Raw genomic sequence first — 16,394 nt, forward strand, 5'->3', positions numbered from 1 at the left:
GGGCTTTTTCGTTACTGTGTTGCCAGTGCCGGCGAGGAAGCGAAGCGATGACCAGGATGTCAGCGTGAAAGGCGAGACCGTGGTGCGGGTCACCCTGTTGGTGTTGTGGAGCCTGTGGGTCATCGCCTGCGCGGTTCTGGCGCTCGGCGCCATCGCCAACCATCTGGCCTCGCGTACCCAGACCCTGCCGCTGCTGCTCAGCCCCGGCGCGACGGCCGAGGTGACGGTCTACCGCTTCATTGATGACCAACTGCGGCTGCGACTGCGGTATGCCGCAGACGGTACTGAGGCTGACCCTGAAGTGCTGCTGCGCATCGACACTCTCACCGGTCATGGGGACTTCCGCGCAGGAGAGCGTTCGGGAGTGGCCGGGCAGGGTATCAACCGCAGGCTGGCATCGGTTGAGTCCAGCGGGCTCATGGCGTCCTGCTTTGGATATGGCCGCGGTGATGCATTGCCACGCGGGCGCTCATGGCTGCGGGTAACCGTACTGGAGGTGGACCCGGCGCTGGCGGGCAGGGCGGCCGTGATCGAACTGCAGCCCCCGCTGGACCTGCTGAAGCTGACCGACCTGGATTACGTCTGGCTGTGGCCGTTCTTTTTCTGGAAGGTGGCGGCACTGTTCCTGCTGATTCCCGGGGGTGCGTTGGCGGTGTTCACGTTCACCTTGCGGCGCTGGCAGCGCCGGGCGTCGAAGCAGCCGATTTCAGCAGCGGATACGGATTGATCGATTCCCCCTTCCACCACTGCTTCTCCGGCCCCAGTACGTGTACTTCGAAATGCAGGTGCGGGGCCTCCGCGCTGGCATTACCAGTGCTGCCCACATAACCAATCACATCCCCGCGTTTGATCACCTGCTTTTCGCTCAGGCCATCGGCATAGCGCTGCAGGTGCGCGTAGTAGTAGCACCAGCGTCCGCTGGGCTCGAACTGGTAGATGGTCAGCCCACCGCGCTTGCTGTCGAACAGCTTCTCCACCGTGCCGTCGGCCACCGCCAGCACCGGCGTACCGGCATCGGCCATGATGTCGATCGCATCGTGCACGCGGCCCTCGCTGCGTGCATCGGTGAAGGTGTCGCGCAGTTGAGAGGGCAGTACCCCCTGCACCGGCAGCAGCAGGGTGCCCGAGGCTGCGTCGATGCCAGTCGGTGCCGTCGCGCGCGGCGCGGCAGCTTGCATCGACGGCGTTGTGGCCACGCTGGGCTGCGCTGCAGGAGTGGACGCGGCCACGAATTCGCCAGCATCGCGGCGCAGCCACCAGCCCAGTCCCACACCCAGCAGCACGCCCAGCACGATCAGCTGCGAAAAACGCATCGGCTCACTCCTGCATCACCACGGGGACGGAGGTATCCACCGCATCGGCCACGCGCAGCGCATCCCAGTTGGTCATGCGTACGCAGCCATGCGATTCGGTCTTGCCGACATGGCCCGGTACCGGCGTTCCGTGGAGGCCATAGTGGGGCTTGGACAGGTCGATCCAGACCCGGCCGACCGGATTGTTCGGGCCTGGCGGCAGCGTGGCTTTCTTCTCGCCTTTGCGCGCATCCCAGAACAGCTTGGGGTTGTAGTGGAACGGCGGGTCGCGATATACGCCGAGAATCTTCCATTCACCGATCGGCAGCGGATCATGCTGGCTGCCGGAAGAGACCGGCACCTGCGCGATCACCTTGCCCTGCACATCCAGCAGCTGCAGCGTGGAATCGGACTTGTCGACCACGATCTTCGCCGCCTTCGGCAATGCAGCCGGTGCGATGTTGGGCACCTGGATGCGATTGCCGGCCTTGGCCAGATCGACGCCGGGGTTGAGCGCCTTCAGCAATGCCGGCGACGCATGGAAACGCTCTCCCAGTGATTCCTCGACGCTGCTGTAGCCCAATGCCTTCAGCTTTGCCTGCGCGGCGGGCGTCTTCGGAACGGCGATGAACGGCCCGGCCACGTCCTCGGCGGTCAACGTGTAACTGGCAAGCGGCGTGGTCGCATCGGCCTGCAGTGCTTTCCAGGTGGCATCGTCCAGCTCTCCGCTCACTGTCAGGCCGTGGGCCGCCTGGAAGCCTGCCACGGCCCGGCGCTGATTGCTGCCGACCTCACCGTCGATCTCGCCCGGGGAGAAATTGGCGCGATCCAGAAGCACCTGGGCGTGCAGTGGCGATCGCGCCGCGGTATCGGGTCCGGTCTTCTCGGCAATGGGCTCCGGCAGCTGGACCGGCGGCGGCACCTGCGCGAAGGCGGGGGACATCAGCAAGGACAGGGCGAGCAGGGCGGGGCGACATACGGGCATGGAGATCTCCGGCAGATGGCAGCTCCACCCTGCCCGGAGAGGCTGCGCAGCCCCCGTGAAAGCAACCTGATGCTGGCATGAGCAGTGCGGTCCCGGCGGGCGGTTGGACCTTGCCGCAGAAGCGCGGCGCGTGGCCTCACCAAGGTGAACGGCTGCCGACGCGCGTGCGTGTTGCCGATCAAGATTGCCGGTGGCACGGCCGATAGGGGCGCATCCCCCCGTTTTGGATGTACCGATGAACTACTTGAGGAATGTCAGGGTTGCCTGGCGTCTTGGGCTGGGCTTTGGCCTGTTGCTGCTGCTGGTCGCCGCCGTGGTGGCCACCGGCGCCACCGCCAGTGTCGTGCAGAAGCGCGCGATGCAGCAGGTGGTCGACGTCAGCGTGGCCAAGGTGCGCCTGCTGTCGCAGATGCTCGATGCCAACAACCAGATGATGGTGGTGCGCCGTGAAATGCTGATCCGCCAGGGCGAAGCGCGCGACAGCGACGAGCAGCGCATCGCCGATCTGGTCAAGCGCTATGAGGCCAGCTGGACCGCCTATCAGGCACTGCCGGGTGATGCGGAGGGCAAGGCCATCGCGGAAACCATCGCGGCCAAGCGCGCCATCGCGCGCCCGCTCAACAAGCAGACCAGCGAACTGATGGAGCAGGGCGACTACCCGGGCGCCGTGGCGCTGACCCTGGGCCCGGTGCAGGAAGCGGCCAATGGCTGGAACAAGGCACTGTCCGACGGCGTGGACTTCGAAGAGAAGGAAAGCCGCGATGCAGCCGCCGAGGCGATCAGGCTGGGCGAGCGCAGCCTGCTGCAGCTGCTGGTGCTGGGCGGCGTCGCACTGCTGGTCGGCATCGGTGCCTCGGTGATGATCGGCCGCAGCCTGACCGGCCCACTGGCCCGCGCGGTGAACCTGGCCGAACGCCTGTCCAAGGGCCAGCTGGAACAGGAATTCCGTCTTGGCGGCCGTGACGAACTGACCCAGCTGGGTGAGGCGATGGCCAGCGTGCGGCAGAGCGTGCAGGCGGCGATCGGCGCGCAGCTGCAGATGGCCGAACAGCATGAGGCGGGCGCGATCCGCTATCGCATGGACGCCAGTGCGTTCCCTGGCGATTTCGGCCGCATGGTGCAGGCGACCAACAGCCTGGTCGAATCGCACGTGCAGGTGGAACTGCTGATGGCTGAAGTGATGCAGCGTTACGCCATCGGTGACCTCAGCCGCGACCTGCCGGACTACCCGGGCGAGAAGGGCACGCTGACCCGCACCCTGGCCGCGGTGAAGCAGAGCCTGATGGCGATCAACGCGCAGATCGATGAACTGGCCCGCGCCGCGCGTGCCGGTGATTTCAGCATGCGTGGCGATGCCACTGCGTTCCAGTTCCAGTTCAAGGCGATGGTCGAGCACCTCAACGGCATGATGGCCAGTTCGCAGTCCAGCATTGCCGATGTCTCCGACGTGCTGCGCGCGATCTCGCACGGCGACCTGACCGCACGCATGGATGGCGAGTACGACGGTGTGTTCGCCCGCATGCGCGACGACGCCAACACCACCACTGCGCAGCTGACTGGCATCGTGCGGGGCATCCAGGTGGCTGCCGACAGCATCAACAACGCGGCGCAGGAACTGGCCGCCGGCAACAACGACCTGTCGCGCCGCACCGAGCAGCAGGCCGCCAATCTGGAAGAAGCGGCCGCATCGATGGAGGAACTGACTTCCACCGTACGCCAGAACGCCGAGCTGGCACGTCAGGCCGACAGCGAAGCGCATGCCGCCGGTGCCGCGGTGCGCGAGACCGAGCAGGCGATGGCACAGATGGCATCGGTCATGGGCGAGATCGATCAGTCGTCGGCTCGCATCTCGGAGATCTCCACGGTGATCGACGGCATCGCGTTCCAGACCAACATCCTGGCGTTGAATGCTGCAGTGGAAGCTGCGCGCGCAGGCGAGCAGGGCCGTGGTTTTGCCGTGGTCGCCAGCGAAGTGCGCACGCTCGCGCAGCGTGCCGGTGTCGCCGCCAAGGAGATCAAGGAGCTGATCGAAGACGCCGCTGCCAAGGTGAAGAGTGGCCTGGCGGTGACCGTTGAATCGGAAGCCGCGATCGCGCGCGTGGCCCAGGCCAGCTCGCGCACCACCCAGCTGATGAGCGACATCGCAGCGGCCAGCAAGGAACAGGCCGCCGGCATCGAGCAGGTCAACCAGGTGGTGGTGCAGATGGACCAGGTGACCCAGCAGAACGCCGCGCTTGTGGAAGAAGCCACTGCCGCGAGCCGCGCGCTGGAAGAACAGGCGCATGCACTGACCACGTCGGTGGCGGTATTCAAGGTAGAAGGCGCGGCGGTCTCTGCTGTGCCCCGTCGCGCAGCCTGAGCGGGCAGTGCAGCGACAGGAATACGGCCGCCTTGAGCGGCCGTATTTCGCTGGAAGGAGCCCGTCTACTGCTGAAGGCCGTGCTGACGCAGCCGAAGTTGTCGCATGGATGAGGGCGCTCCCCCCCTGACCGACGCTTCAGGCGCGCGCACGCGTACGCGTACGCGCAGCTTTCTTCGCCGCCGCCTTGCGCACGGTCTTCTTCGCGGCCCGCGTCTTGGCTGCCTTCTTTGCGGCGGCGCTCCGCGAGGCGGCCGTACCCGTCTTCCTGGCCGCAGCCTTCTTCGCCGTCTTCTTTGCGGCCTTCTTGGTGGCCTTCTTTGTGGCGGTCTTGCGAGCGGGTGCCTTCTTTGCCACCGCCTTCTTCGCAGGTGCCTTCTTCGCTGCCGTCGCCTTGGTCGTGGCCTTCTTTGTGGCCGACTTCCTGGCAGGCGCCTTCTTGGCAGCCTTCTTGCTGGTCGCCTTCTTCGCGCCCTTGCGGGCACTGCCGCTACGTTTGCCTCCACCGTCCTGCTTGTTCACGGTGGCCCAGGCAATGCGCTCGGCGGTGCCTTCACTCGCGCCGCGATCACGTTCGCTTTCCTCGATGTGCTCGGCCTGGCGCTTCTGTTTCTCGGTATATGCGGATTTGTCACCACGGGGCATGACGGATCTCCTGTCGTAGTAGTCAGGCCAGCAGGCGCAGCTTCGGTTCACGCGCCCATTGGCGGGTGGCGGCCGCCGCCAGGAAGGCCTTGGCGTCTTCCGCTTCGACGATGCCGGCATCGTTGCCGACCCGCGCCGCCTTCAGCAGCGTCTGGCCGCCTGCGTCGCTGGCGATGGCCTTCAGGTGCGCCCACGCCTGGCTGACGAATTCGACGGCTGCACTCTCTTTCGACAAGGCCTTCGCGGCTTCCGGGCTGAGCACCACGGCCACCGCATCGAACACAGCCGATGGCGTGCCCGCCAGTTGCCCATCCGCCGTCTGCATCGCCCCATCGCTCAGCGTGGCGCCGCCTACTTTGGGCGCGACCAGCTTCACGTCTGCACCCGCCTTCCGGGCCGCTTTGCTCAGGCTGGCCATCACGCGCGCGTCGGAGCCCTCATCAAACAGGATGCCGATGCTGCGCCCTTGCAGGGTGGGCTTGTTGCGCCCGATCACGCGCACCTCGGAAGCGGCAGGCATGTCCTGCACCGGCGTGGCGGTCGGCGCGGGGTCGGGCAGTGCAGGCAACGAGAGCCCATCAGCTACGCGCTGCGCCAGTGATTCGTCGATGTTGCGCAGGTGGCTGACGGTACGCTCCCGCACCTTCAGCGTTTCCACCTTGGACAACTCGAACACCAGCGCCGATGCCAGGTGCGCCTGCTCCGGCTTTTCCAGGCTCCGGAAGAACATGCGGGCTTGGCTGTAATGGTCGGCGAAGCTCTCCGCGCGGGTGCGGCCCTTGCGTCCATCGTCGGCGCTGGAATGGCTGCGGAAACCTGCGGGCGTCTCGCGCGGCGAGTCCTCCTGCAGCGAGCTGGGATCATAGGCGACGCGGCCCTTGGGCACCTGCATCTGCATGTGGCCGTCGCGCTGGTGATTGGCGAACGGGCACTTCGGGGCATTCACCGGGATCTGGTGGAAGTTCGGGCCGCCAAGCCGCAGCAGCTGGGTGTCCAGGTAGGAGAACAGGCGGCCCTGCAGCAGTGGATCGTTGCTGAAGTCGATGCCCGGCGGCACGTTGGCCGGGCAGAACGCCACCTGTTCGGTCTCGGCGAAGAAGTTGTCCGGCCAGCGGTCCAGCACCATGCGCCCGATGACCTGCAACGGCACCAGCGATTCGGGAATGATCTTGGTCGGGTCCAGATGATCGAACGGGAATGCGTCGGCCTCTTCTTCAGTAAACAGCTGCACTCCCAGTTCCCATTCGGGAAAGTCGCCGCGCTGGATGGCCTCGAACAGGTCGCGGCGATGGAAGTCATTGTCGGCCGACTGCAGTTTCAACGCTTCGTCCCAGACCGTGGACTGGATACCCAGCTTGGGCCGCCAGTGGAACTTGACGAAGGTCGACTCTCCCGCCTCGTTCAGCAGGCGGAAGCTGTGCACACCGAAGCCTTCGATCATCCGCAGCGAACGCGGTATGGCGCGGTCGCTCATCGCCCACATGATCATGTGCATCGACTCGGGCATGAGCGAGATGAAATCCCAGAAGGTGTCGTGGGCCGTGGCGGCCTGCGGAAACGCACGGTCCGGTTCCATCTTCACTGCGTGCACCAGGTCCGGGAATTTCATGGCGTCCTGGATGAAGAACACCGGAATGTTGTTGCCAACCAGATCCCAGTTGCCCTCCTTGGTATAGAACTTGACCGCGAAGCCGCGCACGTCGCGGGGGGTATCCACCGAGCCCGCGCCGCCGGCTACCGTCGAGAAACGGGTGAACACGGGCGTCTTGACGCCTACCTCGGTCAGGATGCGCGCGCGGGTATGGGCGGCCAGTGACCGGGTCAGCTCGAAGTAGCCGTGTGCTGCGCTGCCACGTGCGTGCACGATGCGCTCGGGAATGCGTTCGTGATCGAAGTGGGTGATCTTCTCGCGCAGGATGAAGTCCTCCAGCAGCGTGGGCCCTCGGGGCCCCTGCCGCAGGGAGTTCTGATTGTCCGCCACCGGGATGCCCTGATCGGTGGTCATCACCGGATGGGTGCCCCCGGCCTGCTGGTGCAGTTCATCGCCGTCGCCCCGGCGGTGGTTTTCGGCAGGGGCGGTTGCGCGCTTGCCGGTCGGCTTGCTGGCGGCCATTGACGTTGGCTCCGGATCATCAGAAGGAACCACGACACTGGAACCAGCCCCGTTAAACCGAGGTCCGGCAGAGGTGAACGTACAGGCAAAAGCAGGCTCGGGTATGCTTGCTCCATGCGAGTCGAGCCCGCCGACATCGAAGCCCTGTTCGACGCCATCCCGGATGTGCTGTTTTTCATCAAGGACCTTCAGGGGCGTTACACCCACGTCAACCAGACCATGCTGCGGCGGCTGGGCCTGCGCGCGCGCAAGGACGTGATCGGGCGTACCGCGGCCGAGATCTACCCGACCGGGCTCAGTGCGGACTACGTCGACCAGGACGCCCGCGTGCTGTCCGGCGAGGTGATCGAGAACCTGATGGAGCTGCACCTGTTCGCCAACCGCGAACCGGGCTGGTGCCTGACCTGCAAGCGCCCGCTGGTGGTCGATGGGGCCATCGAGGGCCTGATCGGCATTTCCCGCGACCTCGGCCAGAAGGACAGCCTCGGTACCCAGTACGAGCAGCTACGGCTGGCCCTGGCCCACCTCAATGCGCACTACGCCGAGAACGTGCGCATGCAGACCCTGCTGGACATCACCGGCTTTTCGCTGTCCAAGCTGGAGCGCAGTTTCCGCAAGGTGTTCCAGATGACCCCTCAGCAGGTGCTGACCCGGCTGCGCATCCAGATGGCCATGCACCTGCTGCACGGCGACGACAGCATCGCCTGCATCGGCCAGGCCTGCGGTTTCAGCGACCAGAGCGCCTTTACCCGCAAGTTCAAGGCTGAAACCGGTTTCTCGCCGCGCGCCTACCGCGCCCGCATCGGCGGCAGTGTCGGCGAGCCAGCGCTGGCCTGAGCCGCCTGCTGCGCTGTGCCTATCCCCGCAGGCATGGGACAGGGTAAGGTGTCGCCCCTGTAGCCCGCCGCCAGCCCCGCCGATGCCCAACTCGATTCCGACCGCTTCGCCGTCCCGCCTCGGGCATTCGCTCAAGCCCCGCCAGCTGATCATGATGGGCCTGGGCAGCGCCATCGGCGCCGGCCTGTTCCTCGGTTCGGGCGTGGGCGTGCAGGTGGCCGGTCCGGCAGTGCTGGTGTCGTATCTGGTCGCAGGCGCGCTGGTGATCATCGTGATGAACGCACTGGGCGAGATGGCGGCGGCCAAACCGACCAGCGGCGCGTTTTCGGTGTATGCGGCCGACGCCATGGGCGCCACCGCCGGTGCCACGGTCGGCTGGTTGTGGTGGGTGCAGCTGGTGATCGTGATCGCCGCCGAGGCGGTGGGCGCGGCCGGGTTGCTGGCCACGGTCTGGCCTGCGGTGCCGGTACCGATGGCAGCGCTGGCCTTCATGCTGTTCTTCACCGCGATCAACCTGCTCGGGGTGAAGAACTTCGGCGAGTTTGAGTTCTGGTTCGCCATCCTCAAGGTCGCGGCGATCCTGGCGTTCATCGCCATCGGCGTGGCGCTGCTGATGGGCTGGCTGCCGCAGGTGACCTCGCCGGGCTTGAGCAACTTCACCGAACATGGCGGCTTCGCACCCAAGGGTCTGGCCGGTATCGGTGCCGCGCTGCTGGTGGTGGTCTTCGCCTTCGGTGGTACCGAGATCGTGGCCGTTGCGGCGGCGGAGACCGAAGATCCGGAGCGCAGCATCGCCCGTGCCATCCGCACCGTGGCGTGGCGCATCCTGGTGTTCTACATCGGCTCGCTGAGCGTGATCATCGCTGTGGTGCCGTGGACCAGCGAGGCGCTGAAGTCGCCGTTCGCCGCCGTGCTGGATATCGCCCGTATTCCGGGTGCCGGCACTGCCATCACCCTGATCGCGGTGATCGCGCTGCTGTCGGCGCTCAATGCCAACCTCTACGGCGCCTCGCGCATGATGTACTCGCTGGCGCAGCGCCGTGAAGCGCCGGCCGTGCTGGGCTGGACCGATCCGCGCCAGGTGCCGGTGATCGCCGTGCTGGCCAGCGTGCTGTTCGGCTTCGCCGCCACGGTAATGGAACTGCTGTTTCCGGACCGGGTGCTGCCGGTACTGCTGAACATCGTCGGTTCCACCTGCCTGCTGGTGTGGACGCTGTCGCTGGTCTCGCAGCTGGTGCTGCGCCGCCGCGCCGATCGCCTGGGCACTCGCCTGCCGTTCCGCATGGCCGGTTTCCCGTGGCTGACCTGCTGCGCGCTGGCGATCCTGGCGCTGATCTTCGGCCTGCTGCTGAGCGAGGCGCACACCCGCCTGCAGTTCCTGTCGATGGTGGCGCTGACCGCCACGATCGCCGCTGGCAGCGCCATCGCGCGGCGCATGCGCGAGGCGTGATTCTGTAGAGCCGACCCACGGTCGGCTGCTGTTCGCGCGGCCGCCAGCCGAGCATGGGCTCGGCTCTACAGCAGGCATACATCCGCCGTGCCATCCTGATCGCGTGGGCCGCCAGCGGCCCGTCGACCGGGAGTACCGCATGCTGCGCAGCCGTCCTTTCCTGATGTTCACCGGCCAGGCTGAGGCCGCCCTGGCCCTGTACGCCGAAGCCTTCGCCGATCTCCGCCTGCTGGCCCTGCAGCGCCACCCCGAGGGCGCCGGTGCCGGCGTGCCCGGGCAGGTCCGCCAGGCCATCTTCCTGCTGGGCGGCACCCACTACCTGTGCTTTGACAGCCTGGACGTGCACGACTTCACCTTCAGCCCGTCGATCTCGCTGTTCGTCGAGTGTTCCGGTGCCGAGCAGTTCGAGCGCGCCGCGCGTGTGCTGGGCGAGGGCGGCCACTGGTTGATGCCGGTGGGCGACTATGACTTCAGCAACCGCTACGGCTGGGTGCAGGATCGCTTCGGCGTGTCGTGGCAGTTGAGCCTGGGGCAGATGCCGGACCCGTGATCGGATGTTTGTGGGTGTGGACTTTGGTCCACACACCCTCATGAAAACGGCCCGCTTGCGCGGGCCGTTCTCTTTACCGATGCAGCGAGGAATCAAGCCTCGACTTCATCATCCTTGTAGGCATCGACCGGAATGCAGGCGCACATCACGTTCTTGTCGCCGTACACGTTGTCCACGCGCGCCACCGGCGGCCAGTACTTGCTCTGCTTCAGGCTGGCCAGCGGGAATGCAGCCAGTTCACGCGGGTAGGCGTGGGTCCACTCGCTGGCGGTCACCGCGGTGGCGGTGTGCGGCGCGTTCTTCAGCGGGTTGTCTTCGCGGTCCAGGCGGCCGTCTTCGATCGCGGTGATCTCCTCGCGGATCTGGATCATCGCGTCGATGAAGCGATCCAGCTCGTGCAGCGATTCGCTCTCGGTCGGCTCCACCATCAGCGTGCCAGCCACCGGGAAGCTCAGGGTCGGTGCGTGGAAACCGAAGTCGATCAGGCGCTTGGCCACGTCCTCGGCGCCGATGCCGCTGGTCTTCTCCAGCGGGCGCACGTCCAGGATGCACTCATGCGCCACCAGGCCGTTGCGGCCGGTGTATAGGGTCTTGAAGTGCGGTGCCAGGCGCTTGGCGATGTAGTTGGCGTTGAGCTGCGCGACCTGGGTGGCCTTGCGCAGGCCTTCGCGGCCCATCATCGCGATGTACATCCAGCTGATCGGCAGGATCGAGGCGCTGCCGAAGCTGGCCGCGCTGACCATGCCGACCGGGCCGTTGTCACCCAGCTTGCCCGGCAGGAACGGCGCCAGGTGCTCCTTGACCGCGCACGGGCCAACGCCCGGGCCGCCACCGCCGTGCGGGATGCAGAAGGTCTTGTGCAGGTTCAGGTGCGAAACGTCCGAACCCCACTTGCCCGGCTTGGCCACGCCGACCAGGGCGTTCATGTTGGCACCGTCGGTGTACACCTGGCCGCCGTGCTTGTGGATGATCTCGCAGATCTCCACCACCTCTTCCTCGAACACGCCGTGCGTGGACGGGTAGGTCATCATGATCGCGGCCAGGCGGTCGCTGTACTTCTCGGCGTTGAGGCGGATGTCCTCTACATCGACGTTGCCGTTGGCATCGGTCTTGGTCACCACCACCTTCATGCCGCACATCTGTGCCGAAGCCGGGTTGGTGCCGTGTGCCGAATCCGGGATCAGGCAGATGTCACGGTGATCTTCGCCGCGCGAACGGTGGTAGGCGCGGATCGCCAGCAGGCCGGCGTACTCGCCCTGCGCGCCGGAGTTCGGCTGCAGGCTGACCGCGTCGTAGCCGGTGCATTCGACCAGCATCGCTTCCAGCGTGTCGATCAGTTCCTTGTAGCCCAGCGCCTGGTCGGCCGGCACCAGCGGGTGGATCTGCGAGAACTCCGGCCAGGTCACCGGGATCATCTCGGCGGTGGCGTTGAGCTTCATGGTGCACGAGCCCAGCGGGATCATCGTGCGGTCCATCGCCAGGTCCTTGTCGGCCAGCGAACGCAGGTAGCGCAGCAGTTCGTGCTCGCTGTGGTGGGTGTTGAACACCGGATGGGTCAGGAACGCGGACTGGCGCAGCAGGCCGGCCGGCAGCGCGTCGGCGGTGCTGGCATCCAGCGCGTCGACGTCCAGCGAAGCACCGAACACCGCAGCCACGGCGACGATGTCGGCGCGGGTGGTGGTCTCGTCCAGGCTGATGCCGACCGAGTCGCTGTCGATCGCGCGCAGGTTGTAGCCGGCGGCGCGGGCCTTGGCATGGATCTCATCGGCGTGCACGCCGGTGACATGCAGGGTGTCGAAGAAATCGCCACCAACCTGCACGCCGGCATTGCGCAGCGCTGCGGCCAGGATCGAGGCCAGGCGATGGGTGCGGCGGGCAATGCGGGTCAGGCCTTCCGGGCCGTGGTAAACGGCGTACATCGAGGCCATCACCGCCAGCAGCACCTGCGCGGTACAGATGTTGGAGGTGGCCTTCTCGCGGCGGATGTGCTGCTCGCGGGTCTGCAGGGTCAGGCGGTAGGCCGGGTTGCCCTGGGCATCGACCGAAACACCGATCAGGCGGCCCGGCATCGAGCGCTTGTAGGCGTCACGGCAGGCCATGAAGGCGGCGTGCGGGCCACCGAAGCCGAACGGCACGCCGAAACGCTGGCTGTTGCCGACCACGATGTCCGCGCCCCATTCGCCCGGGGCGGCCAGCAGGGTCAGGGCCAGCAGGTCGGTGGCCACGGCCACCAGGCCGCCGCGTGCGTGCACGGCATCGACCAGCGCCTTGTAGTCGCCCACCTGGCCGAAGGTATCCGGATACTGCAGCAGCAGGCCGAAGGCTTCCGCTTCCAGCGCTTCGGCCGGGGTGCCGACGCGCAGCACGATGCCCATGGGCTCGGCGCGGGTACGCAGCAGTTCCAGCGTCTGCGGATGCACGGCGTCGTGCACGAAGAAGGTGTCCGACTTGGACTTGGCCGAACGCTTGGCCAGGGTCATCGCTTCAGCAGCGGCGGTGGCTTCGTCCAGCAGCGAGGCGTTGGCGATTTCCATGCCGGTCAGGTCGGCGCACAGGGTCTGGAAGTTGATCAGCGCTTCCATGCGGCCCTGCGAGATTTCCGCCTGGTACGGAGTGTAGGCGGTGTACCAGGCCGGGTTTTCCAGGATGTTGCGCAGGATCACGTTCGGCGTGTGGGTGCCGTAGTAGCCCTGGCCGATGAAGCTGCGCAGCACGGTGTTCTTGTCGGCGATCGCACGGATCTTCGCCAGTGCCTGTACTTCGGTCATCGACTCCGGCAGCGCCAGCGGTGCCGGCGACTTGATCTTGGCCGGTACGATGGCATCGGTCATGCCATCCAGCGACGCGTGGCCGACGACATCGAGCATCTGCGCGATCTCGGCGTCGTTGGGTCCGATGTGGCGCTCGACGAACGCGTTGTGGTGCTCGAGCTCACGCAGGGAAGGGGTGTTCTGGGACATGGCGAAGGATCCGTCAGGAAAGGGCACACGCACGGGCACAAGCCGCCGGTCGGCGGTCTGCGGGGCGCCCCTCTGTCCTTTTGCCTGAGAGTTTAAAAGCGCGGAAAACCGCAGCTTCGTGCCCCTTCGGCGCCGGATCGAACCGGTCTCTCCAGAGTTGTGTTACGGGTGGTATCGGGCCTGAGCGATTACGGGCGTTGCGCCTTCGGCAGCGGTGTTCCGCTTCTCCCACCGTGTTGCCCGCCGATTATAGCCCGTTGCGGGCCCGGCCAGCGGCCGCCGGTCGGTGCCGCCGCGCCTGAATGGCCGATGGCCCGGCCGTGCGTTTTGTGCAGTGCTGCATGGCATCAGGCGCAATCCCCACCTATGATGGGCGGATACCCGAATTCATCTGGCGCCGTCCCCGTTGTTGCGGGACCGGCGCCCGCCGTGCGTGCCCCGCATGGCCCTGCCGGACGCTTCCTCCATGACCGCCGCTGTTGCCCCTTCCACCCGCCGCATGGCCCTGCTGCTTGCCGGCCTGGCCATGTTCGGCCCGTTCTCGATCGACACCATCTTCCCGGCGTTCCCGCAGCTGGCCCAGCGCCTGGCGGTGGACGAGGTGGCGGTGCAGCAGACCATCAGCGTGTACCTGCTGTTCTATGGCCTGATGAGTCTGGCGCACGGCCCGCTGTCCGATGCCTGGGGCCGCAAGCGGGTGATCCTCGGCGGTCTGGTGGTGTTCGTCGGCGCCTCGGTCGGCTGCGCGCTGTCCACCGACCTGTCCACGCTGCTGGCGTTCCGCGCGCTGCAGGGCCTGTCGGCGGGTGTCGGCATGATCGTCGGCCGCGCGGTGATCCGCGACCTGTACCACGGCCACGATGCCCAGCGGCTGATGAGCCAGGTGTCGATGCTGTTCGGCATCGCTCCGGCCATCGCACCGATCATCGGTGGCTGGATCCTGCTCAGTGGCGCCGGCTGGCCGCTGATCTTCTGGTTCCTGGTGGTGTTCGGGCTGGTGCTGTTGGCGGCCACCGCGCGCTTCCTGCCGGAAACCCATGCGGTCGAGGCACGGGTGCCGCTGTCGCCGCGCGTGCTGCTGCGTGACTACGTGCGCATCGGCTTCAACCCGCGCTTCCTGCGCCTGGCGCTGGCCGGCAGCATCGGTTTCGGCGGCATCTTCCTGTACATCTCCTCGGCACCGGTGTTCGTGATGCAGCACCTGCACCTGGGCGAGGGCGGTTTCGCCTGGTTGTTCATCCCCACCATCGGCGGCATGACCACCGGCTCGTTCCTGTCCGGGCGCATGGCCGGGCACACCACGCCCACACGCCAGGTCGCCATCGGTTTCAGCCTGTGCGCGCTGTCGGCGCTGCTGAATGTCGGCTACGTGGCGCTGTCGCCGCAGTTCGTGCTGCCGTGGGCGGTGCTGCCGATCTTCCTGGGCGGCATGGGCATGGCCCTGATCTTCCCGATCCTGGCCTTGGCGGTGCTGGACATGTACCCGCACCAGCGCGGCCTGGCCTCGTCGCTGCAGGCCTTCGTGCAGCTGATGATCAGCACCGTGGTGGCCGGCGTGGTGTCGCCGCTGCTCAGTGCCAGCCCGCTGCACCTGGCGCTGGGCCAGGCCGCGTTCTTCGGCGCCGGATTCGTTTTCTGGTACTGGGAACACCAGCGTGAACGCGCGGCGCAGGCAGCCTGCACGGGCCATTGAGCAGTGCGCAGGGGTAGGGCAGGCCGCGATGCCCGTAACGCTTGCGGCGAGGAACGACCGGACTAGGCTGGGGACTCCAGCCAGCCGGTGCGTGGATGCACGACAGCCAGCCGATCCGATGTCGTTGCATGAGGTTCCCCCATGGCTGCGCAGCAGACCTATCGCCTGTTCGAGGTGGCGCTGAAGGAGCGCCGCGTTCTTTCCCCTTCCCTGGACCGCATGGTGTTCACTGGTGCCGACGTGGCGCGGATGAAGACCGAAGGCCCGGACCAGCGCATCAAGGTGTTCTTCCCCTTGCCCGGCCAGGACGTGCCGCAGGTGCCCAGCGGCGAGGACTGGTATCCGCGCTACCGGGCGCTGCCGGACGACCAGCGTCCGCCCATGCGCACCTACACCATCCGCCACCTGCGCGCCGAGCAGGGCGAGGTCGACGTTGATTTCGTGCTTCATGGCGAGACCGGGCCGGCCTCGCGCTGGGCCATCCACGCGCGACCGGGCGACCGCGTAGTGCTGCTGGCCCCCGATGCCGACTGTGCCGACAGCAGCGAAGGCTGGGAATGGAAACCGCCGGCGGGAGTCGGCCAGGTGCTGCTGGTGGCGGATGAAACCGCGCTGCCGGCGGTGGCCGGAATTCTTGAGGAACTGGCGGCCATGGTCGACCCACCGCGCACGCTGGCGCTGCTGGAGGTGGCGCAGGCCGGTGATGCGGTGCACCTGAAGGCGCCCTCCAGCGCCGAGCTGGTCTGGCTGCCGCGCGGGCAGGCCGCCTACGGACAGCCGTTGCTGCAGGCGGTCCAGGCGCGGTTGGCAGCGACCTCGAGCGTGGCTGCCGGCGATGCGCTGGAGGAGATCGACGTCGATACGCAGATCCTCTGGGAGCAGGCCGATACCCGCGTGGCCGGTCCGCTGTATGCCTGGGTGGCGGGTGAGGCGGGGGCGGTGATGGCGATCCGCCGCCACCTGGTGCGCGATTGCGGGCTGGACCGCCGCGCGATCACCTTCATGGGCTACTGGCGGCATGGCAAGGTGCTGGACTGACCTGACTGGATCGAGCACGCGTGAAGCAGCGCTGTGGGTGGGGTGCGCTATCCTTGCGCCCCCCTTCGCAGCGGTACCGCACCATGTCCACCAGTTCCAAGACCCGCCGCGACCAGCGCCGTCGCCAGGAAAAGCAGGCCGCCAACAAGGCCGCCGCGCAGGCGTCGCCGGTGGAACCGCATGCCGAACTGCGCGATGCTCAGCGCACCCTGCTGGCCGGTGTCGTGCGCCGCGACGGCGAATGGGTGCTGGGCATGGACGGCCGCATCGCGGGCCACAGCGAGAGCGCTGCGCAGGTGCTGGCGCTGATCATGCAGGCCGGTGAGCTGCACGAGCGCAATGGCACGCCGGTGCGCCTGATGTACTCCGATGCACTGCGCGATGCCGCACAGGCCGAAGCGCAGGAGAAAGGCCAGACCTTCGAGGAATTCAAGGCCGAGCTGGCCGCGGCGATGGCGGCGAAGAAGAACAG

The 16,394-nt window shown here is 67.0% G+C and carries 13 protein-coding genes and 1 riboswitch; of the genes, 8 read left to right on the forward strand and 5 right to left on the reverse strand.

Going from position 1 to position 16,394, the window contains the following annotated elements; translation table 11 throughout:
- Positions 1 to 64 precede the first annotated feature (64 nt).
- Positions 65 to 727 carry a hypothetical protein gene (locus tag N5D45_RS18655; RefSeq protein WP_057502739.1) on the forward strand — a complete coding sequence of 221 codons (663 nt, stop codon included), beginning with the start codon at positions 65 to 67 and terminating at the stop codon, positions 725 to 727.
- On the opposite strand, the gene N5D45_RS18660 is transcribed toward N5D45_RS18655, so the two are convergent.
- Both N5D45_RS18660 and N5D45_RS18665 read right to left on the reverse strand, forming a co-directional pair.
- Positions 663 to 1,313, reverse strand: coding sequence for a M23 family metallopeptidase (locus N5D45_RS18660; RefSeq protein ID WP_057502738.1), 651 nt, complete (start codon positions 1,311 to 1,313; stop codon positions 663 to 665). The two genes, N5D45_RS18655 and N5D45_RS18660, sit on opposite strands and share 65 nt — an antisense overlap.
- Before the next feature lie 4 nt (positions 1,314 to 1,317).
- A complete protein-coding gene (locus N5D45_RS18665) occupies positions 1,318 to 2,277 on the reverse strand; it encodes a L,D-transpeptidase family protein (RefSeq protein WP_057502737.1) in 960 nt (319 codons plus the stop codon).
- Between the two features lie 235 nt (positions 2,278 to 2,512).
- On the opposite strand from N5D45_RS18665, the gene N5D45_RS18670 reads away from it, so the two are divergent.
- Positions 2,513 to 4,636, forward strand: a complete 2,124-nt coding sequence (locus N5D45_RS18670; RefSeq protein ID WP_197657180.1) for a methyl-accepting chemotaxis protein — start codon at positions 2,513 to 2,515, stop codon at positions 4,634 to 4,636.
- A 138-nt stretch (positions 4,637 to 4,774) separates the two neighbouring features.
- Here N5D45_RS18670 and N5D45_RS18675 read toward each other — a convergent pair whose 3' ends face one another.
- Together N5D45_RS18675 and N5D45_RS18680 are read right to left on the reverse strand one after the other, a co-directional pair.
- Complete coding sequence (locus tag N5D45_RS18675; RefSeq protein ID WP_057502735.1) at positions 4,775 to 5,281, reverse strand: hypothetical protein; 507 nt, start codon at positions 5,279 to 5,281, stop codon at positions 4,775 to 4,777.
- A 22-nt stretch (positions 5,282 to 5,303) separates the two neighbouring features.
- The gene (locus N5D45_RS18680; protein ID WP_057502734.1) at positions 5,304 to 7,394 is read right to left on the reverse strand and encodes a catalase; all 2,091 of its coding nucleotides are present in this window, start codon (positions 7,392 to 7,394) and stop codon (positions 5,304 to 5,306) included.
- 114 nt (positions 7,395 to 7,508) lie between these two features.
- Between N5D45_RS18680 and N5D45_RS18685 the strand changes: the two genes are divergently transcribed.
- The 3 genes from N5D45_RS18685 to N5D45_RS18695 all read left to right on the forward strand — a co-directional run bounded on the left by N5D45_RS18685 (position 7,509) and on the right by N5D45_RS18695 (position 10,231).
- Positions 7,509 to 8,231, forward strand: coding sequence for an AraC family transcriptional regulator (locus N5D45_RS18685; RefSeq protein WP_043399063.1), 723 nt, complete (start codon positions 7,509 to 7,511; stop codon positions 8,229 to 8,231).
- Positions 8,232 to 8,313: 82 nt separating this feature from the next.
- Positions 8,314 to 9,681, forward strand: a complete 1,368-nt coding sequence (locus N5D45_RS18690; RefSeq protein WP_057502733.1) for an amino acid permease — start codon at positions 8,314 to 8,316, stop codon at positions 9,679 to 9,681.
- A 139-nt stretch (positions 9,682 to 9,820) separates the two neighbouring features.
- Entirely contained in the window at positions 9,821 to 10,231 is a 411-nt protein-coding gene (locus N5D45_RS18695; protein ID WP_057502732.1) for a VOC family protein, read from the forward strand.
- 92 nt (positions 10,232 to 10,323) lie between these two features.
- On the opposite strand, the gene gcvP is transcribed toward N5D45_RS18695, so the two are convergent.
- On the reverse strand, positions 10,324 to 13,191 hold the full coding sequence (gcvP, locus tag N5D45_RS18700; RefSeq protein WP_019338660.1) for an aminomethyl-transferring glycine dehydrogenase: 2,868 nt from the start codon (positions 13,189 to 13,191) through the stop codon (positions 10,324 to 10,326).
- A gap of 62 nt (positions 13,192 to 13,253) precedes the next feature.
- A riboswitch (glycine riboswitch) is annotated at positions 13,254 to 13,356 on the reverse strand.
- 301 nt (positions 13,357 to 13,657) lie between these two features.
- Here gcvP and N5D45_RS18705 point away from each other — a divergent pair.
- The 3 genes from N5D45_RS18705 to N5D45_RS18715 form a co-directional block, all read left to right on the forward strand.
- Positions 13,658 to 14,884, forward strand: a complete 1,227-nt coding sequence (locus N5D45_RS18705) for a multidrug effflux MFS transporter (RefSeq protein WP_010482798.1) — start codon at positions 13,658 to 13,660, stop codon at positions 14,882 to 14,884.
- Positions 14,885 to 15,025: 141 nt separating this feature from the next.
- Positions 15,026 to 15,922 (forward strand): siderophore-interacting protein, encoded by an 897-nt coding sequence (locus tag N5D45_RS18710; RefSeq protein WP_019338659.1) that lies wholly within the window; start codon positions 15,026 to 15,028, stop codon positions 15,920 to 15,922.
- Between the two features lie 83 nt (positions 15,923 to 16,005).
- On the forward strand, positions 16,006 to 16,394 hold a 389-nt coding region (locus tag N5D45_RS18715), incomplete at its 3' end, for a hypothetical protein (protein ID WP_279939458.1).

The organism is Stenotrophomonas sp. GD03819 (assembly GCF_029841665.1).
GTDB lineage: Bacteria > Pseudomonadota > Gammaproteobacteria > Xanthomonadales > Xanthomonadaceae > Stenotrophomonas > Stenotrophomonas geniculata.

Excerpts from the sequence above, each read along its gene's own strand:
- N5D45_RS18680 (WP_057502734.1), bottom strand. The coding sequence starts at position 7,394 with ATGGCCGCCAGCAAGCCGACCGGCAAGCGCGCAACCGCCCCTGCCGAA.
- N5D45_RS18660 (WP_057502738.1), bottom strand. The coding sequence starts at position 1,313 with ATGCGTTTTTCGCAGCTGATCGTGCTGGGCGTGCTGCTGGGTGTGGGA.
- N5D45_RS18665 (WP_057502737.1), bottom strand. The coding sequence starts at position 2,277 with ATGCCCGTATGTCGCCCCGCCCTGCTCGCCCTGTCCTTGCTGATGTCC.
- N5D45_RS18685 (WP_043399063.1), top strand. The coding sequence starts at position 7,509 with ATGCGAGTCGAGCCCGCCGACATCGAAGCCCTGTTCGACGCCATCCCG.
- N5D45_RS18705 (WP_010482798.1), top strand. The coding sequence starts at position 13,658 with ATGACCGCCGCTGTTGCCCCTTCCACCCGCCGCATGGCCCTGCTGCTT.
- N5D45_RS18710 (WP_019338659.1), top strand. The coding sequence starts at position 15,026 with ATGGCTGCGCAGCAGACCTATCGCCTGTTCGAGGTGGCGCTGAAGGAG.
- N5D45_RS18670 (WP_197657180.1), top strand. The coding sequence starts at position 2,513 with ATGAACTACTTGAGGAATGTCAGGGTTGCCTGGCGTCTTGGGCTGGGC.
- N5D45_RS18690 (WP_057502733.1), top strand. The coding sequence starts at position 8,314 with ATGCCCAACTCGATTCCGACCGCTTCGCCGTCCCGCCTCGGGCATTCG.
- N5D45_RS18695 (WP_057502732.1), top strand. The coding sequence starts at position 9,821 with ATGCTGCGCAGCCGTCCTTTCCTGATGTTCACCGGCCAGGCTGAGGCC.
- gcvP (WP_019338660.1), bottom strand. The coding sequence starts at position 13,191 with ATGTCCCAGAACACCCCTTCCCTGCGTGAGCTCGAGCACCACAACGCG.
- N5D45_RS18675 (WP_057502735.1), bottom strand. The coding sequence starts at position 5,281 with ATGCCCCGTGGTGACAAATCCGCATATACCGAGAAACAGAAGCGCCAG.